Source organism: Terrabacter sp. AAH1, assembly GCF_054456855.1.
Map to the genome: position 1 here is coordinate 106341 of NZ_JBTJJV010000014.1, position 24425 is coordinate 130765.

Below are 24425 nucleotides of genomic sequence, written 5' to 3' on the forward strand. Positions count from 1 at the left end.
CACGTGCGTCACAGATGGGTGGACTCGCCCCAAGGCCGTCCTGCGGCGGCGGCGGGCGGTCAGGCCGCTGGCGTCTGGACCCTGCTCCGCCGATGGGCCCGAGACGCGATCGCGTCCTCGTAGTGCCCGACGAGGCCCTCGACGACGTGTGACCACGACCGGTGGCGTACGCGCTCGTGCCCGCGGCGGCCGAGCTCCCCTGCGTGAGAGGGGGACTCGAGCACCCGGCTCACCTGCCGCCTGAGGTCGTCCGGGTCGTCGGGCTCGAAGAGGTAGCCGTTGAGGCCGTCTGTGACGAGGTCGACGGGGCCGCCGGCCCGGGGCGCGACGACGGGTAGGCCGCTCGCGCCGGCCTCCTGGATCGTCTGGCCGAACGTCTCGGCCGTGCCGGTGTGCACGAAGACGTCGAGGCACGCGTACGCCCTCGCGAGGTCGTCGCCGTGGCGCGACCCGAGGAAGGCGGGTGGGCGGTTCGGGCGGCAGGGGGAGGCGGCGACCGCCTCGGACAGCGCGGCGCCGACGGCGTCGCGCGACGGGCCGTCGCCGACGACGACGAGCCGGGTCCCGGGGAGGTCGGCGAGCGCGGCGAGACGCTCGACCTCCTTCTCGGGGGCGAGCCTGCCGACGTAGCCGAGGAGGCGCTCACCCTCCGGGGCCAGCTCGCGGCGCAGCGCGCGGGAGAGCGCGTCCTGCCGCCAGGCGGGGTTGAAGAGGGCGGCGTCGACTCCCCGGCCCCAGAGCGCGGTCCGCGGCACCGCGTGCGCCCGGAGGTCGGCGAGCGCGGCCGACGACGGCGCGAGCGTGAGGTCGGCCCACGAGTGGATCCGACGGATCCAGCGCCACGTCGTCGCGGCGGCCGCGGTGCCTGCCGCGCCGGGCGTGTGCTGGCGCACGTAGGCCGCCATGTCCGTCTGGAACACCGCCACCGTCGGCAGGTCGAGAGCGCGCGCCGCCGCGAGGCCGCGCGCCCCCAGCACGAAGGGGCTCGCGACGTGGACGACGTCGGGACGGAAGTCCTCCAGCACCCTCTCGATCTCGGGTGTCGGCAGGCCGACGTCGAACTGGCGCACGGGCAGGGAGGCGACCCGGTGCACGTCTGCCCCTCCGTAGCCGCCCAGGCGCGCCGCCCGGGACCGGGGCGCGACGACGACGACGTCGTCACCTCGTGCCCGCAGCTGCTCGACGACCCGGCACACGCTCGTGGTGACGCCGTTGACGCTCGGCAGGAACGACTCGGTCACGATGGCGACTCGCACGTCTCCACGCTGTCGATCCAGGGCGGTGACCGGGCGACGGCACGGGGTGTGTCCGGTGACGTGCCGGTGACAGCCTCGTGCACTGCCGCGTTCTCCGCTGGGCACGCCTAGGGTGGGCGCATGGTTCTCGGTGAGGCAGCGGCGGCCGTCGACTGGCTGATGGACAAGTCCCTCGTGCTCGGCTACACGAAGATCGGTCCCGCAGTGCGGCGAGCCTGGTGGCCGGCTGACCCCGCCCCCGGTGCGCTCGTCGGACGCCACGTCCTCGTCACCGGCGCGAGCGGGGGGCTGGGACTCGCCACCGCGCGCGGTCTCGCGCGACTGGGCGCGACGGTCCACCTCACCGGCCGTGACGCCGGGCGGCTCGACACGGCTCGAGCGTCGCTGCTCGACCGGGAGCCGCTCGCGGAGGTGGTCGTCCACGTCGCCGACGTCAGCGACCTCGCCGCCACGGCCCGGTTCGCACGTGACTTCATGGCCGACGTGCCGCGCCTCCACGCCGTCGTCCACAACGCCGGGGTCATGCCGCCGCAGCGCAGCACCACCCCGGAGGGGCACGAGCTCACCCTCGCGACGCACGTGCTCGGGCCGCACGTGCTGACCCAGACCCTGCGACCGGCGCTCGCCGACGGCCGCGTCGTCGTCGTCACCTCGGGTGGCGCCTACGGGCAGCGGCTCGACGCCGCCGACCCCGAGTACACCAGCGGTGACTACTCCGGAGTGACGGCCTACGCCCGCACCAAGCGGATGCAGCTGGTGCTCACCGAGCTCTGGGCAGGCGACCTTGCTGCGGAAGGGATCCGGGTCAACTCGATGCACCCTGGCTGGGCGGCCACGCCCGGCGTCACGGAGTCGCTGCCGCGCTTCGCGGCGCTCACCGGACCGCTGCTGCGCGACGCCGACCAGGGGGCCGACACGGCGGTGTGGCTCGTGGCCACAACAGACGCCACCGGCACCGGCGGGTTCTGGCACGACCGCCGACGACGACCCACGCACTACGCGCCCGTAGGGGTCGAGACGCACGAACAGGTCGAGCAGTTCAGGACGTTCGTGCACGACGCGACCCGCCAGGCGCTGTCCACGTCCTGATCCGGCGAAAGGAGCTCGGCGCGCGGCGGCCTCACCTATGCTCCGGCGCATGGATCTCGAGTACTGGCGGCGCGCCCTTGCGGCTCTCGCCGGCCGGCTGCAGGACCGTGAGTTCCGGCGAGACTGGCTGAGCGCAGGTCTCGAGGTGCGCCCTCGCGCGCCGTTCAGGTCGCTGTTCGAACGCTTCCCCGAGCTCGAGCACCGCGCGATCGACGTCGGCCGGGTCACCTATCGACGGTCGAACATGGACCCTCTCGAGCAGTACTGCATCAGCGCCGTGGTCGAGATGACCCGGCCCGACCGGATCTTCGAGATCGGCACGTTCGACGGCGCCACCACGCACGTGCTGGCTCGCTCCGCCCCGGAGGCTGAGGTGTTGACGCTGGACCTGCCACCGGAGTCTGCCGTCCTCGCATCGGTCGCTCAGGAGGCCACGCACGCCGGGGCGGGAGAGGTCGGCTCCCGGTTCCGCGACACCCCGGAGGCCAGTCGCATCACCCAGCTGCTCGGAGACAGCACGACCTTCGACTACACCCCGTGGGAGGGCGCGGTCGACCTCGTCCTCGTCGACGCGGGCCACGAGTACGAGAACGCCCGGGCTGACTCGCAGGCGGCACTCCGGCTGCTGCGACCGGGCGGGGTCATTCTCTGGGACGACTACGAACCCGGGTGGCCCGGTGTCGTGAGGGCCGTCGACGAGCTGCAGCTTCCCGTCGTCCGTCTGACCCCCGGGCTTGCGGCCTACTTCGACCCGTCGCCGGGTCAGCCCAGGGGCTGAGCCCCGTCACGCAGGCGACTCCGTCCTCAGCCAGCAGGTCCACCGCTCGATGCGGAGAAAACCGAGCCGCTCGTAGACGGGCTGGCCGTCGTCGCTGGCGATGAGTACGGCTCCCTGCTCGGGCCACGTGGTCGTCGCGGCCCACGTGAGCGCCGCGCCGGCACCCCGGCCGCGGGCGCTCCCGAGCACCGCGACGTTCTCGACGACGGTCACCCCGGCCGCCGAGTGCGCCGCCGACGTGGCGACGGGACGTCCGTCCAGATAGCCGACGAAGACCCGGGTCGCGGCACCCACGACGTCCGGTCGGTAGAAGTCGCCCGGAGGGAGGTCGTCCATGTCCGGCATGGGGTAGCCCTCGACGAGAACGCGTTCCGCGTCCCGGAGCTCGGTGGGGGTGGTCGCCTGCCGCACCTCCACCTGGGTGGTCGGAGCCCGAGTGCCCGCCGAGGTCGGCCGGAACATCAGCGGGGGGTGTCCCACGAGCTCGAAACCGTGCGCCGTGAGGTCGGGCGCGGGGAACGGGCTGATGACGATCGCGGAGACGCCGTCGGGGTATGCCGCCGAAAGGGCGGACATGGTCGCCGTCCAGCTGCGGGGCGGGCAGGTCACGATGGCCCAGTTGAGCAGGGCGCTCGCGCCGCCACCCCGACCGGCGCACCATCCGTGTCCCTGGGCGAAGTGGCCCCGCGCCGCCTTCGTCAGGGCGCGCGCCCACGACACGTGTGCCAGCACCCCTTGCCGCACCAGGGAGTCGGCGGCCGGGAGGTCGTCCTCCCAGCCGTTCGTCAGGTACTCGCCCTCGTCGGGCAGCATCGAGGTCATGGGTCCACTGTCGACCCGGCCGCCGTCGTCCGTGGAGCGAACGACGAGATCGACGCGCACGCCTCAGGTCGGGCGCCTCACGCAGACCTGCGCGCCCGTCGAGGGAACGCAGTCGTAGCCGGTCGACACGAGCACCCGGACGCGCTCGATGTAGTCGTTCCAGGGGGAGGCACCCTCCGTCGGCACGGCCGAGTCGTCGATGATCAGCGCGTCGGCCCCGTGCAGGCAGGTGGCGGTCGAGCCCAGGATCGCCGCGGACTCGATGAAGGCGTACTGGTGGAACCGCGGGCACTCGAGGACGAGCCCTCGGAGGCCGAGCGCGTGCGCCTCGGTGTCGTTGGAGCCGACCCGGGCGTAGGTGCGCACCTCGGGCAGCGACGCGACGAGGGCGCTCGCGGGCGACTCCTGTTGGAGGGCAGCGAGCGCCAGAGGGGCTTCGCGGGTCGCCTGGACGTAGAAGGTGGGGTGCAGGGCCCCGCCGACGGCATACGCCGTGACGAGCGCCGCGGCGACCCGGGTGGGAGGCCCGAGGCCGCGACTGCTCGCCGCACCCAGCCCGCCGCGCGATCCGAGCAGGGTGGTGGCGAGCACGAGTGCGACGACCGCGGGCACACTCATCGTCTGGCCGTGGTGCGGCCACGTGGCAGTCGCGCCGAGGACGAGCAGGCTCGCGACGAACGTGTTGAGGGTGAGCGACGCGAGCAGTGCCGGGACTCGGAGGTCGGCACCGGTCACGTCGAGCGGCCGGGGCGCGCGTTCCTTCCAGGCCGGGACCCCGGCCCACACGATCACGGCGACGACGGCGACCACCGTGAAGAGGGCGGTTTTCGGGGAACCCTCGGGAAACGCCCGCAGCAGGTGTCCCACCGGGCCGCCGTGGCGGGACGAGAAGACCTCCCCGTCGGCGTAGAGCAGGTTGGCTCTGAGGTTCGCGACCCAACCACCGAGTTCGTCACGCACGGCGAGAAGTCCGATCCCGGCAGCGAGAGCGGTCAGCCCGGCCAGGGCGGCGCGCACGGCGCCGGTCCACGACCGGTGGTGCCATACGCACGTGAGCACGCCGACCGCCGCGACCGGGACGAGAGTGACCTTCGTCAGGACGACGAGCCCGACGACGGCACCGGCGAGGACCCACTGCCGGCGAGTGGCAGCGGCGACGGCCCAGAGAGTGAGGGCGACGCCGGGCAGGTGGGTCATGCCCGGGACGTACGCCGGGCCGGTCAGGACCACGGAGGCGAGAGCGGCCATCAGCGCGGCCCAGCTCCGGCCGAGGCCGGACGTGCGTGCCAGCGACCATGCGGCGGAGCACGCGAGCAGCGCCCAGAGGATCTCGACGGCGTAGTCGGCGAGCGGCGAGACGAACCGCCCGAGCGCGAGGACGTAGTAGAAGACCGGGTCCTTGTTGTCCCAGACGTCGACGTAGAGGCGGTCGCCGCTCAGGAGGCGCTCGGCCACACTGGCATAGGTTCCGTGGTCATCAGTCTGCGGGCTGGGAACGAGGCGCACCGCGCTCATCGCGGTCGCGAGCACCGCGGCGAGCGCGATCGACGTCACCGTCACGGCTCGCGGGCGCGACGCCTCGCGGTCGTGCGTCTCCTCGGGGGCCCGCTGAGCGGACGTCATGTCAGCTCGGTGCGGTTCTGCGCAGTCAGCATCTCGACGACCTTCTTGACGTCCTGGGCCCGGTCGGGGCGCGTGATGAGCAGTGCGTCCTGGGTGTCGACGACGACGAGGTCGTCGACACCGATGAGGGCCACGAGACGTCCGCCCGTGGCGACGGTCGCGGTCGAGTCGATGGCGATGATGTCGTCGACGGGCCCGATCGCCGTGATGCCCGGGAGCGTCGACTCGCTGACGAGTCGCGTCAGCGACGCGAAGTCGCCGACGTCGTCCCAGCCGAACGATGCCGGCACGACCGCGACCCGGCCGGCAGCCGCAGCGGGCTCCGCGACGGCATGGTCGATCGCGATCTTGTGCAGCGACGGCCACAGGTCGCGCATCCGCCGCGGGTCGGCGGCGATGATGCGCAGGCTGTCGACCATGTCGGCGTGGTTGACCGCCAGCAGCTCGAGCAGTGTTGTGGCGCCGACGACGAACATGCCGGCGTTCCAACGGTATTCGCCGGTCGCGAGGTAGCGGGTCGCGGTGTCACGGTCGGGCTTCTCGACGAACTCCTCCACGCGGCGGGCGCTGGGCGCCTCGTCCACCCCGAGCGAGTCCCCGACCTTGATGTAGCCGAAGGCCGTCGAGGGATCGGTCGGCTCGACGCCGATGGTCACGAGCTCGCCACGTCGCGCCAGCGCCGCGGCCTCGGTGACGGCGCGGTGGAATGCCTCGGTGTCGCGGATGACGTGGTCGGCGGCGAACGAGCCGATCACCGCCTCGGGGTCGCGTCGCTCGAGGATCGCGGCGGCGAGCCCGATCGCCGGCATCGAGTCGCGCGGCGAGGGCTCGGCGACGACCGCGTCGTAGCCGAGCATCGGCAGCTGGCGGCGAACTGCGTCCTCGTGGGCGGCGCCCGTCACGACGAGGATGCGGTCGCCGACGAGCGGGGAGAGGCGGTCCCACGTCTCGCGCAGGAGCGACTGGCCCGACCCGGTGAGGTCGTGGAGGAACTTGGGGGAGTGGCGGCGCGAGATCGGCCACAGCCGGGTGCCGGACCCCCCAGCGGGGATGACGGCCCAGAGCCCGGGGATGTCGGTCATGCGCACACCGTACCGATGGGTGGCGCGCGCTCCGGTGGAACGCGCGCGACCGGCGGGTGACGTGGGTGGGCGGGGGACGGCATACGTCCTCGGGCGTATGCCGTCAGGCGTGGATGTCGCGACGGCGCAGGCCTGCCAGCCCTGCCGCCGCCACGGCGGCCGCGACCGCGACGAGCAGGACGAGCGGCAGCACGCGCCCCTTCTGGGCCGGCATCGACGGCACGTGGCCGAAGGGGGAGAGGTTCATCATCCAGTCGGGCAGACCGAGCACCGGGACGAGCTCGCTGAGCAGCAGGAAGGTGATGAGGGCAGCCCAGGACAGCCCGGTGAGGCGCGGCACCCAGCCGACGAGCAGCAGCGCCACGGCCACGCAGACCCAGATGGCGGGCACCGTGACGAGAGCTGCCGGCACGAGCCGGCCGACGGACGCCGCGACGTCGCCGGTCCGCTGGGAGTCGGCGGCTCCTGCGACCAGGCCGACGAGGGCCATGACGACGGCCGTCGAGGTGAGGGCGACGAGCAGGTGCGAGACGGCCCAGGCGAGGCGGGATGTCGTCGTGAGCAGCATCTCCGCGCGCAACGAGGTCTCCTCGGTCCGCAGCCGCGTCACGATCGAGATGCCCATGGCGGCGACGGCGAGCGCGATGATGTGCAGCTCGGTCGTGAAGAAGACGTCGATGAGCTCCACCTGTGCGCCCGCTGCCCCCGACAGCTTGCGCAGCAGGTCGAGGGTGGTGTCGGATCCGTTGAGCGACTCGAGGTTCGCGGCGATCGAGCCGACGACCGACCCGATGACGACGGCGCTGACGCCCCAGCCGATCAGGGTGCCGCGCGCGAGCCGCGTCGTCAGCGCGCCGACGCTGCGCATCGAGCCGCGGGGTCGGCCCGGGCGGCTCGGCAGCAGGCCGGCGCCGAGGTCTCGGCGCTCCTGCAGGCGGTAGGCGAGCGCGACGAGCAGCACGAAGGCGGCGAGGCCGAGCCAGAAGGGCCACAGCCGGTTGTCGCCGTAGGGCGAGACCTTCTGGCCCCAGCCGAGGGGCGAGAGCCACGTGAGGAAACGCACCGGGTTGTCGTCGCCGGCGGTGTCGCCCAGGGCGCGCAGCAGGAAGGCGGCCCCGAGGGCGCCGAGGGAGAGGGCGGCCGTGCCGCGGGTGGTCTCGGCGAGCTGGGCCGCGACCGCGGTGATCCCGACCCACGACAACCCCATGACCAGCCAGCAGACCCCGAAGGCGAAGGAGCCGCGGGCATCGAGTCCGACGGCGGCGAGGGCCGCGGCGGTGAGCGCGGACGTCGCCACCACCGTCGCGGTGCCGAGGAGGAGCGCGGCGGTCAGCGGTGACCGGCGTTCGATGGCGCCGGCGCCGAGCAGCTCGAGCCGGCCGGCCTCCTCCTCGGTGCGGGTGTGCCGCCGCACGACGATGTACGCGAGCAGGCACACGAAGACGCCACCGAGCAGCACCGACTTGAAGACGGCGAAGGAGTCGAGCGTCAGGCTGGTCATCGGGCCGTAGAGCGCGACGCTGGCCGGGTTGGCCACGAGCGGGCGGATGATCTCCAGCGCGCTCGACAGGCTGGGGTAGAGGTCGATCGTGGCCCGGGCCGACCCCGCGGCGAAGGCCACGATCGCGAGCACGCTGACGGGGATGAGCAGGCGGTCGCGGCGCGAGGCGAGGCGCAAAAGCGACCCGGTGCCGGCGAAGGTGCTCATCGTGTCGTCGCCGCCTCGGCCGTCGATCTGGGTCCAGCCGAACTGCCTTGTGCTGCAACGGGTCTGGCGCGGTACTGGTCCATGAAGAGCTCTTCGAGCGTCGGGGGAGCGCTCGTGAGGGTCTTGATGCCGTGCTGGCCCAGCAGGGCGAGCAGCCCACCGAGGTGCTGGGTCTCGACGGCGCACACGACGTGGTGGTCGGTGACCGCGACGTCGGCGAGCCCGGGCACCGCGTGCAGCTGGTCGGCGGCGATGGGCCGCTCGAGCGTCGCCTCGACGGTGGTGCGCGACAGGTGCCGCAGCTGCTCGAGCGTGCCCGACTCGACGTTGCGCCCTTCGCGGATGATGCTCACCCGGTCGCACAGGGACTCGACCTCGCTGAGGATGTGGCTCGACAGCAGGATGGTCGTGCCCTGCCGGCGGCGCTCGCGGGCGGCCTCCTTGAACGCGGCCTCCATGAGCGGGTCGAGGCCCGAGGTGGGCTCGTCGAGGATGAGCAGCTCGACGTCCGACGACAGCGCCGCGACGAGGGCGACCTTCTGGCGGTTGCCCTTGGAGTAGGAGCGGCCCTTCTTCGTCGGGTCGAGGTCGAAGCGCTCGAGCATGTCGGCCCGGCGCTTCTCGTCGAGCCCACCACGCAGCTTGCCGAGCAGGTCGATCACCTCGCCCCCGGTGAGGTTGGGCCAGAGCGCGACGTCGCCGGGCACGTAGGCGAGTCGGCGGTGCAGCGTCTCGACCTCACGCCAGGGGTCGCCGCCGAGCAACGTCGCAGTGCCGCCGTCGGAGCGGAGCAGGCCGAGCAGGATGCGGATCGTCGTCGACTTGCCGGCGCCGTTGGGCCCGAGGAAGCCGTGGATCTCTCCGGTCGACACCTCGAGGTCGAGCCCGTCGAGGGCGACCGTGCGGCCGAACGTCTTGCGCAGGTCCCGGACCTGGATCGCGGAGGTCATGACATCGACGGTACACAGGATTCACGGTTTCCTGAATACTATGAGCGACAGAACGACGGGGCCGACGGCGAAGGAGTGACGATGGGTGATCGCGACGAGCGGGCCGTGGCCGCCTACGTGGAACGCTTCGGCAACGTGCTGACCGAGGCCGGCATGCCTCGGCTCGCGTCGCGGGTCTTCGCGCAGCTGCTCGCCGACGACGACGGCCGCATGACCGCCCTCGAGCTCACCGAGGCGCTGGACGTCAGCCCTGCCGCCGTGTCCGGTGCGGTCCAGTACCTGACGCAGACCCACCTCATCGGCAAGGAGCGCGAGCGCGGCTCGCGGCGCGACGTCTACGTCGTGCACCTCGACGCCTGGCACGACGCGATGCTGAGCCGCGACCGCCTGCTCAGCCAGATGGAGTCCTCGGTCCGGTCCGGGCTCGACGCCGTCGGGGGCGTCGGCAGCGCTGCCGGGCGCCGGCTCGCCGTGTCGGTGGAGTTCCTCGACCACATCGCCCGCGAGATGGCCACGATGCACGCGAGCTGGGAGCGCCGCCGCGCTCAGATCACCGCCGACTGGCCCGTCGACCCCTGACCCGTCGAGAGGCCGACGTATGCCGCCTCACCGGCCCCCGACGCCACCCTGGTCCAGGAGCCCGCCCGGCGGCATACGCCCTCGGTGACGTGAGATCGGCGACGTTCGTCACGCGGGGGGCGGGCGCCGACCCGGGCGCCGATACGCTCGGCACCATGGCTGACAGCACTGGCGCGCGCTCCGAGTCCGACCTGCCCATCGAGCCTGTCTACGACGCCTCGGCGCTCGCCGGCTTCGACCCCGCGGCCAAGCTCGGCGCCCCCGGCAGCTACCCCTTCACCCGCGGCGTCTACCCGTCGATGTACACCGGCCGGCCGTGGACGATGCGCCAGTACGCCGGATTCGGCACGGCCAAGGAGAGCAACGAGCGCTACCACCAGCTCGTCAAGGCGGGCACCGGTGGCCTGTCGGTCGCCTTCGACCTGCCGACCCAGATGGGCTACGACTCCGACGAGCCGATCGCGCACGGCGAGGTCGGCAAGGTCGGCGTCGCGATCGACAGCCTCGACGACATGCGCACCCTCTTCGACGGGCTGCCGCTCGACAAGATCTCCACGTCGATGACGATCAACGCGCCCGGCTCGACGTTGCTCCTGCTCTACCAGCTCGTCGCAGAGGGGCAGGGCGTGGCGGGCGACCAGCTCACGGGCACGATCCAGAACGACGTGCTCAAGGAGTACATCGCCCGCGGCACCTACATCTACCCGCCGCGCGAGTCGCTGCGCCTCATCGCGGACGTCTTCGCCTACTGCCACAAGGAGATGCCGCGCTGGAACACCATCTCCATCAGCGGCTACCACATGGCCGAGGCCGGCGCGACGCCCGTGCAGGAGATCGCGTTCACCCTCGCCAACGCCATCGAGTACGTCCGCGCCGCCCAGGCCGCCGGGCTGCACGTCGACGACTTCGCGCCCCGGCTCTCCTTCTTCTTCGTCGCCCGCACGACGCTGCTCGAGGAGGTCGCGAAGTTCCGTGCGGCCCGACGCATCTGGGCGCGGATCATGAAGGAGGACTTCGGCGCCCAGAACCCGAAGTCGATGATGCTGCGCTTCCACACCCAGACGGCCGGCGTGCAGCTCACCGCCCAGCAGCCCGAGGTCAACCTCGTCCGCGTCGCCCTCCAGGGCCTCGGCGCGGTGCTCGGCGGCACGCAGTCGCTGCACACGAACAGCTTCGACGAGGCGATCGCGCTCCCGACCGAGAAGGCCGCGCGCCTCGCGCTGCGCACCCAGCAGGTCATCGCCTACGAGACAGACGTGACGAAAACCGTTGACCCGTTTGCCGGTTCGTACGTCGTAGAGTCGATGACCGACGAGATCGAGGCCGCCGTGCTCGACCTCATCCAGCAGGTCGAGGACAAGGGCGGGGCCGTCGCGGCCATCGAGCAGGGCTTCCAGAAGTCCGAGATCGAGCGTTCCGCCTACCGCGTGCAGCTCGAGATCGACGGCGGCGAGCGCACCGTCGTCGGCGTCAACCGCTTCACCCTCGACCAGGAGGACCACTACGAGCCGCTGCGGGTCGACCCCACGATCGAGGCCGACCAGCGGGCCCGCCTCGAGGCCCTGCGCGCCGACCGCGACAACGACGCCGTCGACGCCGCCCTCGCCCGGCTGCAGGAGGCCGCCCGTGGCACGGAGAACGTGCTCTACCCGATGAAGGAGGCGCTCGCGGCCCGGGCCACCGGCGGCGAGGTGGCCCACGCGCTGCGCGAGGTGTGGGGCACCTACCAGCCCCGCGAGACCTTCTGACCCACACGGCATACGCCCGCGTATGCCGTGTGCCTGATTGCCGTGCCGCGCCGACTGGCCGGAACGAAGGGCCGAAACCGGGCTCACGAGGCCTTTCGCCGGTTCGATCCGGCCAGTCGGCCCGTCCGCAGCCGCCACAGACCCTGCGATCGCCGTAGCGCCACGAGGTCCTCGATGGCTCGGCGGACCACCTCCGGTTGGAACATCACCTGCTCCCACGTGAAGCGCAGCACGAGCCAGTCCCGGACGACCAGGGCGTTGTAGCGGCGGCAGTCGCGGTCGAACGCCTTGCGCCCGGTGTGGAACTCGTGGCTGTCGGCCTCCAGCCCGATCCGGAGGTCCTCGTCGGCCAAGTCGACGCGTGCATAGAACTCGTCGTAGCGGATCCGCACCTGCGGCTCGACCACGATCCCCGGCACATCTAGGGCGATCGCGCGAAGCGACGACTCGAACGGGCCCGCCGCCCCGGCGCTCGACACCGACAGGACGCGCGCGACCTTGTCGCGCTGGCGCTTCGGCAGCCACGCGCTGCGTGCCAGCACCTCCGAGGGCCGCTGGCCTGCGCGCCGGGCAGAGTCGACGACGGAAAGGGCGTCGGCGAGGGGCAGGTCGAGGCAGCAGTCGATGACCGTGCGCACCGGAGTCGTCACCCAGCCTTCGACAACATCGTCGGCGTCCAGGTCGCGCCAGTGCAGGGCCACTCCTCTGCCGGCGTCCACTGGCAGACTCCGCTTGGCCCGCACCGTCACGTGCGGCTCGTGAGGGGTCAGCCGCACCTTCCATCCCCAGTGCAGAGCGGCGGTGGTGTGCGACGCGGCACCGCTGAGCCGGTGCGCCGCGGCGTGAGCGGCATCGGTGCCGACCACGCAGTAGTGCCCGTGCGACGTCCGCACGACGAGGCCCGCGGCGAGCGCCGCATCGAGGTGGCGGCCGTGCACCCGAGCCCGCCGGAGCTGTCTCCGGGTCGCCGCACCGCCGAGTCGGACCAAGGCATCCACCGCGCGCATCGGTCGATGGTGCCCTGTCCGGGCTGCGCCCTTCCGGTGTCCTCCACAGGATCGGTCGGCCGGAACCAAACGCGGAACCCGGTCCCCGGGGCACGTTCGCCCATTCAATCCGGCCGAAGTGACCTCCGACGCCGTATGCCGTCCGGCCGGGATCGCCGTCCCTAGCTGGGTCGGGCGCCCACCCGGGCGGCCGCGGCGCTCCCGGCGGCGACCCCGGAACGCAGCGCCGAAGCGCGGTCCTCGCCGCGCAGCCAGGCCGACAGCAGGCCGGCGTTGAAGGCGTCGCCGCACCCGGTGGCGTCGACGTTCTCGACGTGGGGCGCCTCGGTGGAGACGTCGACGCTGTGGCCGACCCACCGCGCGCCCGCCGCGCCGTAGGTGGCGACGACCTCGCTCGCGTGCTCGAGGATCTTGCCCATCCCGCCGAGCGCCGCGACCTCGCTCTCGTTGGGCAGCAGCAGGTCCACGCCGGACACCCACGACAGGAACGTGCCGGCGCCCTCGCGCTCGATGAGCGCCGGCGACTGCGGGTCGACCGACGTCGACCACCCGAGCTCACGGGCCTGGCGCAGCGACTCGAGCCCGGCCGCTCGCGACCCCGCGTCGAAGAGCACGTAGCCACTGAGGTGCAGGTGCGGTCGTGGCCCGTCGGCCGGGAGCCCCAGCGACGCGAGGTCGACGTCGTCCACCGAGAACGCCTTGTTGGCGCCGCGGTCGGGGAACATCGTGCGGTCGCCGTGGGCGTCGAGCAGGATCACGACCATGCACGTGGGCAGCGTCGGGTCGACGGCGAAGGCGCACGTCACACCCGAGCCCTCGAGCTCTCGTCGGCACGTCGACCCCGCGGCGTCCGCACCGACGCGGGCCACGAGTGTCACCGATGCCCCGAGCCCGGCGAGCCACGACGCCGAGTTGCCGCCGGCGCCACCGGGCACGAGCGTGACGGCCGAGGGCGTGTCGGAGTGCCACTGGATCTCGCCGGTGGGCCTCGTGATGACGTCGAGCCCGACGTCCCCGACCACGACGACCGGACGAGCGGTCATGCCTGCAGGTCCCGGTCGCCACCGGGACCCGAGAGCCGTGCGACCTCGGCGGCGACCTCGCCGGCCAGCCGGGCGTTGGCGAGCACGAGCTCGACGTTCGCGCGGAGCGACTCGCCACCGGAGTTGTCGTGGAAGAACTCGAGCAGGCGGGGTGTCACGTCCTTGCCGTGCACGCCCTCGCGCTCGAGCAGCGCCAGGCCCTCGGCGACGAGGCGGTCGTGCAGCTCGCGGTCGACCTGCCGGTCGGCGGGCAGCGGGTTCGCGAGGACGACGCCGGCGGCGTCGGTGCCGAGCCGGTCGCGCGCGACGACGACCCGCGCGGCCTCCTCTGCCGACTCCACCCGCCACGGCACGGGCTGGCCCGAGTCCGAGAGGTAGAAGCCCGGAAAGGCGTCGGTGCGGTAGCCGAGCACCGGCACCGACAGTGTCTCGAGGGTCTCGAGGGTGCCGGCCACGTCGAGGATCGACTTCACCCCGGCGCACACGACGAGGACGGGGGTCGAGGCGATGACGCCGAGGTCGGCCGACACGTCGAACGTCTCGGAGGCGCCCCGGTGCACGCCGCCGAGGCCGCCGGTCGCGAAGACGCGGATGCCGGCGAGGTTGGCCAGGGCCGAGGTCGACGCCACCGTCGTGGCACCCGACCGCCCCAGCGCCGTTGCGACGCCCACGTCGCGCACCGACAGCTTCGCGATGTCGGGATCGGTGCACACGCGCTCGACCTCGGTCGCGCCCAGGCCGATGTGCACCACGCCGTCGAGCACCGCGATCGTCGCGGGCACCGAGCCGCCTGCGCGCACGGCGTCCTCGATCTGTGCCGCGATCTCGATGTTGTCGGGGTGGGGGAGCCCGTGCGCGAGGATGGTCGACTCGAGCGCGACGACACCGACGCCGGCGTCCAGGGCGTCACGCACGTCCTCGTGCACGACGACGAGATCTGACGACGGCAGGTGCGGCAGGTGCGGCAGGTGCGCAGACATGGCGGCCACCCTAGTGACGCAAGGCGCCCCGGCCGCTGCGGGGGCAGGCCGCGCACTCCCGCATCCCCGGCAGCGCGTAGATGAAGCAGCACGACACCCGCGTCGGCTCCGGCCCGACGCCCTCGCCGGCGGCGCCGTGCGCGAGCCGCACGGCCGTGTCCCACATGTCCGACACGACGCCCCAACGCTGCCGCGAGCTCATCTTGACGTCGGGGGCGTATGCCGTCACGACCTCCGACACGAGCCCGAGGTATGCCGTCCGGCAGAGCTCCAGACGCCGGGCCGGGTCGGCCTCGGCCGTGAGGGACGTGCGGCCCGGCGCGACGACGACCCGGTGGGGGTTGAGACCGACCGCGAGCTCGAAACCCAGCCCGGCAGGCGACGGCGCAAGGACCCAGGGACCGAGCGCGGCGGCATACGCAAGGGGAGTGGCGGCGACCTCGCACCACCACTGCAGCACGAAGGCCGCCGGCACGTGCGGCCGCACCGGGACCCCGTGGCGCTGCGACATCTGTCCGCCGAGCGCGTCGCGCCACGGCCGCAGCGGATCCGAGCCGGCGCGCACGTGGGCGAGCACGTCGCCGAACCACACCGTGGCGGGCGAGCCGGCGCAGCTGGCGGTGGTGAAGGGGAGGGCGCGGTCGACCCGGTCGACGACGTGCCGCACGGCGTCCGCACCGAGGGATGCGTCGAGGGTGGCGTCGACCCGATCGTGCTGTCGCTCGACCTCCATGCGGTCCCCTCCCGCCTCGCCGTCGCCACCGGTTCGGCGGGGACCGCGACCATCCTCTCGCTAGAATCCCGTGCTCGTGACCGACCGCTCCCTCTCGCTGCCCTTCGAGGCCGTCGCCCGAACCGTCCAGCAGCACGCCCAGGAGCTCGTCACGATCCGCCGCGACCTGCACACCCACCCCGAGCTCGGCCGCGGCGAGGTGCGCACCACCGCAGTGGTCGCCGAGCGCCTCGAGCGCGCGGGCATCGCCGTGCGCCGGCTGCGCGGCACGGGTCTCGTCGCCGACCTCGGCGCCCCCAAGCCCGAGCACCGCATCGCGCTGCGCGCCGACCTCGACGCGCTGCCGATCCGCGAGCAGACCGGGCTCGACTTCGCCTCGCAGACCGACGGTGTCAGCCACTCGTGCGGGCACGACGTGCACACGAGCGCCCTGCTCGGCGCGGCCCTCGCGCTCAAGGCGACCGAGAGCCGCCTCGTCGACGCCGGCATCGGTGCGCGCCTCGTCTTCCAGCCCGCCGAGGAGCTGATGCCCGGCGGCGCCGAGGACGTCGTCGCGCAGGACGGGCTCGTCGGCGTCGACCGCATCTTCGCGCTGCACTGCGACCCCAACCTCGACGCGGGCCAGGTCGGCCTGCGCGTCGGCGCCATCACCGCGGCCGCCGACCAGGTCGAGGTGACCCTCTCGGGCCGCGGCGGCCACACGTCACGGCCGCACCTGACGCAGGACCTCACGTACGCCCTCGCGAAGGTCGTCACCGACGTGCCGGCCGTGCTGTCGCGCCGTCTCGACCCCCGCGCGGGCGCCGCGCTCGTCTGGGGCTCCATCCACTCCGGCGGCGCGCACAACGTCATCCCGGCCTCGGGCAAGGTCGGCGGCACGCTGCGCATGCTCGACGCCGGCATCTGGGAGGGCGTCGAGCGCCTCCTCGAGGCCGTGGTGCACGAGGTCGTCAGGCCGTATGCCGTACAGGCCGAGGTGTCGATCACCAAGGGCGTGCCGCCCGTCGTCAACGACGCCGGCTGCATCGACGCGCTGACCGCGGCGGTGACCGGCACGGGCGCCTTCGTGGCGCCGACCCCGCAGTCCCTCGGCGGCGAGGACTTCGCGTGGTACCTCACCCACATCCCGGGCGCGATGGCCCGCCTGGGCACCCGCTCGCCGGGAGGCCCGACCTACGACCTGCACCGCGGCGACCTCGTCATCGACGAGGGCGCGATCGTCGTCGGAGCCCGCACTCTGGCCGGTGTCGTGTTCTCCGCGGCGGCCCAGCTGGCCGGCACGCCGGCCCTCGGCGGCGTCTCTCCGCTGAGCGCGGTCGCGGATCGATAACACTTCCTGCGACTTGCCTTGAGGCGCTCAGATCTTGTCGTGGCGGGGTCTACAGTTCCGTGCTATCTGGGCCGATGTCGTCGTCGGCCCGTCGGACTGAAGGAGAGCGCCTTGCGTTCACATGTGAAGTTGAGTGCGGTCGTCGCGGCCGGACTGGTCGCCGCACTCGCTGGCTGTGGTGGGTCCACCGGCCCGTCCACCGGCTCCGGCGGCGGCGGGGGCACGAACACCGCCGCCTCGGGCGACTGCTCGAGCGCTGAGGTGTTCTGCGTCGGCCTCGTGACCGACGTCGGCAAGGTTGACGACAAGGGCTTCAACCAGGCCGCCTGGGAGGGCGTCGAGCAGGTCAAGGGCGAGCTGGGCGCGCAGACGAAGTTCGTCGAGACGACCGACCCCAAGGACTACGCGAAGAACATCAAGCAGTTCACCGACGCGAAGTACGACGTCATCGTCACCGTCGGCTTCCTCATGGGTGACGCGACCCGCGCCGCGGGCAAGCAGTACCCCAACACCAAGTTCATCGGCTTCGACCAGTTCCAGGCCGACCCGGTCGTCCCGAACGTCACGGGCCTGATCTTCCACGAGGACCAGGCGGGCTACGCCGCCGGCTACCTCGCCGGTCTCATGACGAAGTCGAACAAGATCGGCGTCGTCCTCGGCCAGGAGATCCCGCCGACCCAGGCGTACGCCGCCGGCTACGAGAACGGCGCCAAGGCCGCCAACCCGTCCGTCACGGTCTCGAAGGTCTACCACCCGGCCGGCAACACCGCCTTCAACGACCCCGTGTGGGGTGCCGGTGAGGCCAAGAAGATGCTCGCGCAGGGCGCGGACTTCATCTTCGGTGCCGGTGGCAACACGGGCAACGGCGCGCTCCAGGAGGCCGCGAAGACGGCCGGCGCCGGCGACAAGATCTTCTGCATCGGTGTCGACCTCGACCAGTGGGACACCCTGCCGGCCGCGCACCCGTGCCTGATCACCTCGGCCGAGAAGCACGAGAAGGACGGCATCGGCGAGCTGCTCAAGCAGATCAAGAGCAACACGATCAAGCCGGGCAACTTCTTCGGCACCGCCGGCATCTCCGCCTTCCACGACTTCGACAGCAAGGTCCCGGCCGACGTGAAGACCAAGGTCGCCGACATCGTCAAGAAGCTCGAGGACGGCTCGGAGGCGACGGGCTACAAGGCGGGCTGAACCGCAACCGAATGACCCCTGACGGGGTGGGCACTAGAGTCCCGTCATGACGAAAGTCGAGCGGGTGCTCCACAGGGGCACCCGCTCGACGTCGTTCTGCGCCGGTGAGACGGCGTGCACCACAGACACAGGTCCAGACAAGGAGTCGAGAGGTCCGAGATGGCCGATCCGAGAGATGAGCCGTCAGGCGCCGACCACGGCGCCGTGACCACGCAGCCGACCACGGAGGCGACACCGCCGCCGGTCGTGCCCGAGCGCGGCGCACCGCCGCCACCCACCGGAGTGCTGGGACTCCTCGTCCGCGAGCAGTCGATCATCGTGCCCCTCGTGGCCGTGGTGGCCGCGCTCGCCATCGGCGCGGTCCTGATCCGCGCCCAGGGCGTCAACCCCACCTTCGCGTACGAGACGCTCTTCAAGTACTCCTTCCTGACGGCGGACGGCCTGCAGGGCACCTTCGAGAAGATGGTGCCGCTGATCCTCTGCGGTCTCGCGGTCGTCATCCCGCTCCGCGTCGGCCTCTTCAACATCGGCGCGCAGGGCCAGCTCATGGCCGGCGCCATCGCCGCCGCCGCCACGGCGCACGCCGTGCGCGAGGCGCCGGGCGTCGTCGTCGCGATCGTCGCGATGGTCGCCGGCATCCTCGCCGGTGCGATGTGGGCCTCGATCGCCGGCGCTCTCAAGGCGACCCGCGGCGTCCACGAGGTCATCTCGACGATCATGCTCAACTCGATCGCCGCGGGCCTCATCGACTACCTCGTCAACGGCCCGCTCAAGGACCCCTCGTCGGCCTACCCGGCGTCCTTCCCGGCGCCCGAGGCCTCCCGCTTCGTGCCGCTGGGCGTCGTGCCGATCGGCCTGCCGATCGCGCTCGTGCTCGCGCTCGCCGTCGCGTGGATGCTGCGCCGCACGACTCTCGGGTTCCAGTTCGAGACGATCGGTCGCAACCGTCACGCCGCCTCGTACGCCGGCATCAAGCTGAGCGGGATGATCGTCCTCGCGATGGCGATCGCCGGTGGCCTCGCCGGGCTCGCCGGCTCGGTCGAGTACCTGGGGATCGACCCGTACCGCTACCAGGACGGCATCGCCGGGTCGCTCGGCTTCGACGGCATCACCATCGCCCTGCTGGCGCGTTCCAGTCCGCTCGGCACCATCCCCGCGGCGCTGCTCGTCGGCGCACTGCGTGCCGGATCGTCGAACCTCATGTTCAACACCGGCATCCAGCCCGAGATCGTCGACATGCTCCTCGCGATCACGCTGCTGCTCGTGTCGCTGCCGATCATCGCCAAGCTGATCTTCCGCCGGCACACCGCCAAGTCCTCCGCGCTCGCGACGAGCTGGGGGTCCTGACATGGAGTGGCTCAAGCGCAACCAGGTCGCGGCCGGCTCGATCGTCGTCCTGCTCGTCGCCGCCTTCATCTTCCACGCCGTCAACGAGAACGTCGCCACGTCGATGTTCAAGGGCGCGTGGTTCTTCGCCGTGCCCCTCGTGCTCGGCGCCCTCACGGGCGTCGTCGGCGAACGGTCCGGCGTGGTCAACATCGGCATCGAGGGCCAGATGCTCGTCGCCGCCTTCGCCGCCTTCTTCTCCGCGGCGGCGAGCGGCTCGCTCGTCGTCGGCATCCTGGTCGGCATGCTCTCGGGCATCGTCATGGGTGCCTTCCTGGCCCTGACCACGGTCAAGGGCCTGATGGACCAGATCATCGCCGGTGTCGTCATCAACATCGTGGCGACCGGCCTCACGTCGTTCTTCTACCGGCCCGGCAAGGTCCTCTCGGCGAACATGCCGCAGTGGGACATCCCGCTGCTCTCGCAGATCCCGCTCATCGGCGACGTGTTCTTCCAGACCGGCCCGATCGCGCTGTTCGCGCTCCTGTCCGTCCCGGTCGTGCACTTCGCGCTGTTCCGCACCCGGTGGGGCCTGCGCACCCGGTCCATCGGGGAGTACCCGTCCGCTGCTGACACCGCCGGCATCGACGTGATCCGGATGCGCCTGGTCAACGTCACCATCGGCGGCATCTTCGCCGGTGCGGCCGGCGCCTTCCTCTCGATGGAGGCGACGGCCGGCTTCGAGCGCGGCATGACGGCCGGGCGAGGCTTCCTCGCGCTCGCCATCCTCATCTTCGGCGGGTGGCGACCGCTCCGCGTCTTCGCGGCGGCGCTGTTCTTCGGCTTCACCAACGCGCTCGCCTCGCAGCTGCAGGGCGTCATCAACATCCCGCAGCAGTTCATCACCCTCCTGCCCTACCTGCTGACCCTCGTCGTGCTGGCGGTCGCCGCCGGCCGCGTGCGGGCGCCGGGAGCCGTCGGGCAGCCGTTCGTGAAGGGAGAGGGCTCGTGAGCCAGCCCACCGCAACGGTCCAGCACGAGGCGCAGCAGGAGGCCGAGCGGCTGCTGGACATCGCCGGGCTGTCCAAGTCCTACGGCACCGTCCGGGCCAACCGCGACATCAGCCTGCACGTCCGACGGGGCGAGATCGTCGCCCTGCTCGGTGAGAACGGTGCCGGCAAGTCGACGCTGGTCAAGCAGATCTTCGGCCTGGTCAAGCCCGACGAGGGCACGATCACGATCAAGGGCGACGCCTCGCCGGTCAAGGACCCCCGCGACGCCATCCGCCGCGGCATCGGCATGGTGCACCAGCACTTCCAGCTGGTGCCGGTCATGACGGTGGCCGAGAACATGGTCCTCGGCCACGAGACGACGAGCCGGGGCGTCCTCGACATCGAGGGCGCTCGCAAGCTCGTGCGCGAGCTCTCGGCCAAGCACGGCCTGAAGGTCGACCCCGACGCCGAGGTCGAGGACCTCCCCGTCGGCACGCAGCAGCGCGTCGAGATCCTCAAGGCGCTCTCGCGCCGGGTCGACCTGCTGATCCTCGACGAGCCGACCGCCGTGCTCACTCCCCAGGAGACCGACGAGCTGCTCTCGGTCATGAAGGAGCTGGCGGCGAGCGGGACGTCGATCGTCTTCATCACCCACAAGCTGCGCGAGGTGCTCGCAGCGGCCGACCGTGTCTACGTGCTGCGCCAGGGCGCTGTCGTCGGTGAGGTGGCCACGGCCGACACCGACGCGCGTGGCCTGGCCACGATGATGGTCGGTCGCGACGTCGTGCTGCGCGTCGACAAGGACGAGGCGACGCCCGGCGACGAGGTGCTGTCGATCAAGGACCTCGTCGTCCTCGACGACCGCAACCTGCGGGCCGTCGACGGCTTCTCGCTCGACGTCCGAGCCGGCGAGATCGTCGGCGTGGCCGGTGTCGAGGGCAACGGCCAGCGCGAGCTCGTGGAAGCCATCGCCGGCATGCGGCCGCCGCAGTCCGGCCGCATCGACCTGCTCGGCAAGGACATCACCAAGGCGAACCCCCACGACACCCACGTCGCGGGTGTCGGCCACATCCCCGAGGACCGCGAGCGACACGGCCTCGTCGCCTCGTACTCGCTCGCCGACAACCTCGTGCTCAACCGGTTCTCGGAGAAGCCGTTCGCGAACGGGTTCGTGCGCGACTTCGACGAGGTGCGCAAGAACGCGGAGGCCCTCTTCCAGGAGTTCGACATCCGCGCTGCCGGCGTGACCGCCATGGCGGGCTCGTTGTCGGGAGGCAACAAGCAGAAGGTCGTCGTCGCTCGCGAGATGAGCTTCGGGCCCAAGCTGCTCATGGCGGCCCAGCCGACCCGCGGAGTCGATGTCGGCTCCATCGAGTTCATCCACCGCCGCATCGTCGCCGCCCGCGACGAGGGCGCCGCGGTGCTGCTCGTGTCCGCCGAGCTCGACGAGGTGCTCTCGCTCGCAGACCGCATCGCCGTCATCCACGGCGGCAAGGTCGTCGCCGAGATGCCCGGCAGCGACGCCGACCGCACCGAGATCGGCCGGCTCATGGCGGGTGACCACTAGGTGCCACCCGTGTCCGAGGGAGCCGTTCCCGAAGCCACCGCACCCGCCGGGTCACCGACCACCGAGCCGTATGCCGCCCAGCCAGCAGGGCGGCATACGGCCGGGGCCGGGCCGGCGGGGTCCGACGACGCCCCCATGGCCGCCGGGGCGCACGTCGACTGGGAGTCGCTGCGCGTGCGCGCGGTCGAGCTCATGGAGCGTGCGTACGCGCCCTACTCGCACTTCCGGGTCGGTGTGGCCGGGCTCGTGGGCGACGGCCGGGTCGTCGCCGGCTGCAACGTCGAGAACGCCGCCTACGGCGTGACGCTCTGCGCCGAGTGCGGCATGGTGTCCGAGCTGCACGCCACGGGCGGTGGTCTGCTCACGGCCGTCTACTGCGTCGGCGGCGACGGTCAGGCCCTCATGCCGTGCGGCCGGTGCCGGCAGCTGCTGTGGGAGAACGGTGGCCCGGACTGCCTGCTCATGACGCCCGAGGGGGTGCTGCCGATGTCGGCGGTGCTGCCCCAGGCGTTCGGTCCCGACAACCTGCGTCGCGCCGAGGGCTGAACGCACCCGTCGGTGGTCCGGGCGCGGTCGCGCTGGGACATGATGGTCCGGTGAGCGAAGCCTTCGATGCCGTAGACGTCATTTCCGCCAAGCGCGACCGGGCCGAGCTGTCCGACGCCCAGATCGACTGGGTCATCGACGCCTACACCCGAGGCGTCGTCGCCGAGGAGCAGATGTCGGCGCTCGCGATGGCGATCTACCTCAACGGCATGAACCCCCGTGAGATCGCGCGGTGGGCCGACGCGATGATCCGCTCCGGCGAGCGGCTCGACTTCTCGGGCCTCTCGCGCCCGACGAGCGACAAGCACTCGACCGGGGGAGTGGGCGACAAGATCACCCTCCCGCTGGCCCCGATCGTGGCCGCGTGCGGGGTCGCGGTGCCGCAGCTCTCCGGTCGCGGCCTCGGCCACACCGGTGGCACCCTCGACAAGCTCGAGTCCATCCCCGGGTGGCGCGCCGACGTCACGAACGAGCAGATGATGCGCCAGCTCGAGGACGTCGGCGCCGTCATCTGCGCCGCGGGGACGGGGCTCGCCCCCGCCGACAAGAAGCTGTACGCCTTGCGCGACGTCACGGGCACCGTGTCCTGCGTGCCCCTCATCGCCACCTCGATCATGAGCAAGAAGATCGCCGAGGGCACGGGCTCGCTCGTGCTCGACGTCAAGGTCGGCTCGGGCGCGTTCATGAAGGAGCTGGAGCAGGCGCGCGAGCTCGCCGAGACCATGGTGCGGCTGGGCAAGGACGCCGGCGTGCACACGGTGGCGCTGCTCACCAACATGGAGACCCCGCTCGGGCTCACGGCCGGCAACGCCCTCGAGGTGCGCGAGTCCGTCGAGGTGCTCGCCGGTGGCGGGCCCGGCGACGTCATAGAGCTGACGCTGGCTCTGGCCCGCGAGATGGTGGCCGGCGCCGGCAAGGACGACGTCGACCCTGCCGACGTGCTCGCTGACGGGCGCGCCATGGACGTCTGGCGACGCATGATCCGCGCGCAGGGTGGCGACCCGGACGCAGAGCTGCCCACGGCGAAGGAGACGCACCAGGTGCTCGCTCCGGCCGACGGGGTGCTCGTCCAGCTGGACGCGCTCGCTGTGGGTGTCGCCGCCTGGAGGCTCGGCGCCGGCCGGGCGCGCAAGGAGGACCCGGTCCAGGCCGGCGCCGGCGTCGAGCTGCACCACAAGCCCGGCGCGACGGTGCGTGGGGGCGAGCCGCTGATGACGCTCCACACCGACGAGCCGGAGCGGTTCGCCCGTGCGCTGGAGGCGCTCGAAGGTGGCTTCACCATCGCACCCGAGGGGTCGCGGCCCGACCTGCCGCCGATCGTCATCGACCGCGTGTCCTGAGTCGACGTTTCCGCAGGTCAGTGGCCTTCGGGGCCGGTGAGCGGGGGATGTGAGCAGGCGGATTTGTGTCATCCGCGAGGGCTCGGTTAATGTTCTCTTCGTCAGCCCGACAGGGAGGAACGGACGCCACCGCGGCGGTGAGAGATCACCGAGCTAAGCTGGCCGGTCCCGGGGCTGAACGAGAACGGTCCGAAGCACTCCGGTTGATCCGGTAAGGTTTCGGACGACCATGGAGCCGAGGCCCGAGTGATCCGGACGGTTTCGATGGGCAGAACCGCTGATTCCAAGCGGGTCGATCCGGACGGTCTGAAGGCTGGTTCGCGGGTTTGACTCCCAAGCTTGAGGCGGGTAAGTTTGAAGGGTTGCCCCGGAGGCCTCCTCGGTGAGGTGGTTGATGGTGTGTGTCCGATTCTTGAGAACTCAACAGCGTGTCAAAAATCGATGCCAATTACCTCGTCCCGAGGCTGGCTCGGAGTCATCCATGAGGGTGGCCTGGGTTGGTGTTCGGAACGAATTATCCTTTGGTTGAATTGAACTTCTAGCTATTTACAGCTGGTTGTTCGACTTCAGTCAGGTTTTCGGACCCTTCATCGGGTTCAAAGTTTGCTCACTCCTTTTCGGGGTGGGTGTTTGAACATCAACGGAGAGTTTGATCCTGGCTCAGGACGAACGCTGGCGGCGTGCTTAACACATGCAAGTCGAACGGTGACGATCAAGCTTGCTTGGTCTGATCAG

21 protein-coding genes and 1 rRNA gene are annotated in these 24425 nt (G+C 71.7%); 12 read left to right on the forward strand and 10 right to left on the reverse strand.

The features are described from left to right. Window positions 1-59: 59 nt before the first annotated feature. Window positions 60-1256: a glycosyltransferase family 4 protein gene (locus ACXR8F_RS18080; RefSeq protein WP_458802594.1), complete on the reverse strand. Its 1197-nt coding sequence runs from the start codon at window positions 1254-1256 to the stop codon at window positions 60-62. A gap of 120 nt (window positions 1257-1376) precedes the next feature. On the opposite strand from ACXR8F_RS18080, the gene ACXR8F_RS18085 reads away from it, so the two are divergent. Together ACXR8F_RS18085 and ACXR8F_RS18090 are read left to right on the forward strand one after the other, a co-directional pair. After that, window positions 1377-2345, forward strand: coding sequence for an SDR family NAD(P)-dependent oxidoreductase (locus ACXR8F_RS18085; RefSeq protein ID WP_458802596.1), 969 nt, complete (start codon window positions 1377-1379; stop codon window positions 2343-2345). A 49-nt stretch (window positions 2346-2394) separates the two neighbouring features. Further along, window positions 2395-3123 (forward strand): O-methyltransferase, encoded by a 729-nt coding sequence (locus ACXR8F_RS18090; RefSeq protein ID WP_458802598.1) that lies wholly within the window; start codon window positions 2395-2397, stop codon window positions 3121-3123. Window positions 3124-3129: 6 nt separating this feature from the next. Here ACXR8F_RS18090 and ACXR8F_RS18095 read toward each other — a convergent pair whose 3' ends face one another. The 5 genes from ACXR8F_RS18095 to ACXR8F_RS18115 all read right to left on the reverse strand — a co-directional run bounded on the left by ACXR8F_RS18095 (window position 3130) and on the right by ACXR8F_RS18115 (window position 9308). Beyond that, the gene (locus ACXR8F_RS18095) at window positions 3130-3945 is read right to left on the reverse strand and encodes a GNAT family N-acetyltransferase (protein WP_458802600.1); all 816 of its coding nucleotides are present in this window, start codon (window positions 3943-3945) and stop codon (window positions 3130-3132) included. 63 nt (window positions 3946-4008) lie between these two features. Continuing rightward, entirely contained in the window at window positions 4009-5568 is a 1560-nt protein-coding gene (locus ACXR8F_RS18100; protein WP_458802602.1) for a glycosyltransferase family protein, read from the reverse strand. Then, the gene (locus tag ACXR8F_RS18105; protein WP_458802604.1) at window positions 5565-6650 is read right to left on the reverse strand and encodes a mannose-1-phosphate guanylyltransferase; all 1086 of its coding nucleotides are present in this window, start codon (window positions 6648-6650) and stop codon (window positions 5565-5567) included. Before ACXR8F_RS18105 ends, ACXR8F_RS18100 begins: the two co-directional genes overlap by 4 nt. 103 nt (window positions 6651-6753) lie before the next feature. Continuing rightward, window positions 6754-8358, reverse strand: a complete 1605-nt coding sequence (locus ACXR8F_RS18110; RefSeq protein ID WP_458802606.1) for an ABC transporter permease — start codon at window positions 8356-8358, stop codon at window positions 6754-6756. Continuing rightward, entirely contained in the window at window positions 8355-9308 is a 954-nt protein-coding gene (locus tag ACXR8F_RS18115; RefSeq protein WP_458802607.1) for an ABC transporter ATP-binding protein, read from the reverse strand. The genes ACXR8F_RS18110 and ACXR8F_RS18115 overlap by 4 nt, the downstream gene beginning before the upstream one ends. A gap of 81 nt (window positions 9309-9389) precedes the next feature. On the opposite strand from ACXR8F_RS18115, the gene ACXR8F_RS18120 reads away from it, so the two are divergent. Continuing rightward, complete coding sequence (locus ACXR8F_RS18120) at window positions 9390-9887, forward strand: GbsR/MarR family transcriptional regulator (RefSeq protein ID WP_045187393.1); 498 nt, start codon at window positions 9390-9392, stop codon at window positions 9885-9887. 155 nt (window positions 9888-10042) lie between these two features. Continuing rightward, the gene (locus ACXR8F_RS18125) at window positions 10043-11635 is read left to right on the forward strand and encodes an acyl-CoA mutase large subunit family protein (protein ID WP_458802610.1); all 1593 of its coding nucleotides are present in this window, start codon (window positions 10043-10045) and stop codon (window positions 11633-11635) included. Between the two features lie 83 nt (window positions 11636-11718). Here the strand turns inward: ACXR8F_RS18125 and ACXR8F_RS18130 are convergent, their stop codons facing one another. The 4 genes from ACXR8F_RS18130 to ACXR8F_RS18145 all read right to left on the reverse strand — a co-directional run bounded on the left by ACXR8F_RS18130 (window position 11719) and on the right by ACXR8F_RS18145 (window position 15398). Then, window positions 11719-12384: an endonuclease domain-containing protein gene (locus ACXR8F_RS18130; RefSeq protein WP_458802612.1), complete on the reverse strand. Its 666-nt coding sequence runs from the start codon at window positions 12382-12384 to the stop codon at window positions 11719-11721. A gap of 419 nt (window positions 12385-12803) precedes the next feature. Next, complete coding sequence (locus ACXR8F_RS18135; protein WP_045187388.1) at window positions 12804-13685, reverse strand: carbohydrate kinase family protein; 882 nt, start codon at window positions 13683-13685, stop codon at window positions 12804-12806. Next, complete coding sequence (locus tag ACXR8F_RS18140) at window positions 13682-14665, reverse strand: pseudouridine-5'-phosphate glycosidase (RefSeq protein ID WP_045187386.1); 984 nt, start codon at window positions 14663-14665, stop codon at window positions 13682-13684. The genes ACXR8F_RS18135 and ACXR8F_RS18140 overlap by 4 nt, the downstream gene beginning before the upstream one ends. A 10-nt stretch (window positions 14666-14675) precedes the next feature. Continuing rightward, entirely contained in the window at window positions 14676-15398 is a 723-nt protein-coding gene (locus ACXR8F_RS18145; protein ID WP_458802615.1) for a (2Fe-2S)-binding protein, read from the reverse strand. A 70-nt stretch (window positions 15399-15468) separates the two neighbouring features. Between ACXR8F_RS18145 and ACXR8F_RS18150 the strand changes: the two genes are divergently transcribed. The 8 genes from ACXR8F_RS18150 to ACXR8F_RS18185 all read left to right on the forward strand — a co-directional run. Then, window positions 15469-16728 carry an amidohydrolase gene (locus ACXR8F_RS18150; protein ID WP_458802617.1) on the forward strand — a complete coding sequence of 420 codons (1260 nt, stop codon included), beginning with the start codon at window positions 15469-15471 and terminating at the stop codon, window positions 16726-16728. Between the two features lie 123 nt (window positions 16729-16851). Then, the gene (locus tag ACXR8F_RS18155; RefSeq protein WP_458802619.1) at window positions 16852-17919 is read left to right on the forward strand and encodes a BMP family lipoprotein; all 1068 of its coding nucleotides are present in this window, start codon (window positions 16852-16854) and stop codon (window positions 17917-17919) included. A 159-nt stretch (window positions 17920-18078) separates the two neighbouring features. Next, complete coding sequence (locus ACXR8F_RS18160; RefSeq protein WP_052677039.1) at window positions 18079-19266, forward strand: ABC transporter permease; 1188 nt, start codon at window positions 18079-18081, stop codon at window positions 19264-19266. A 1-nt stretch (window position 19267) separates the two neighbouring features. After that, the gene (locus ACXR8F_RS18165) at window positions 19268-20257 is read left to right on the forward strand and encodes an ABC transporter permease (protein ID WP_458802622.1); all 990 of its coding nucleotides are present in this window, start codon (window positions 19268-19270) and stop codon (window positions 20255-20257) included. Then, window positions 20254-21804 (forward strand): ABC transporter ATP-binding protein, encoded by a 1551-nt coding sequence (locus tag ACXR8F_RS18170; RefSeq protein ID WP_458802624.1) that lies wholly within the window; start codon window positions 20254-20256, stop codon window positions 21802-21804. The genes ACXR8F_RS18165 and ACXR8F_RS18170 overlap by 4 nt, the downstream gene beginning before the upstream one ends. Before the next feature lie 135 nt (window positions 21805-21939). After that, window positions 21940-22350: a cytidine deaminase gene (locus ACXR8F_RS18175; protein ID WP_045187376.1), complete on the forward strand. Its 411-nt coding sequence runs from the start codon at window positions 21940-21942 to the stop codon at window positions 22348-22350. A 50-nt stretch (window positions 22351-22400) separates the two neighbouring features. Beyond that, window positions 22401-23690, forward strand: a complete 1290-nt coding sequence (locus ACXR8F_RS18180; protein WP_045187374.1) for a thymidine phosphorylase — start codon at window positions 22401-22403, stop codon at window positions 23688-23690. 637 nt (window positions 23691-24327) lie between these two features. After that, window positions 24328-24425: ribosomal RNA gene (locus ACXR8F_RS18185) — 16S ribosomal RNA — on the forward strand; the annotation flags it as partial.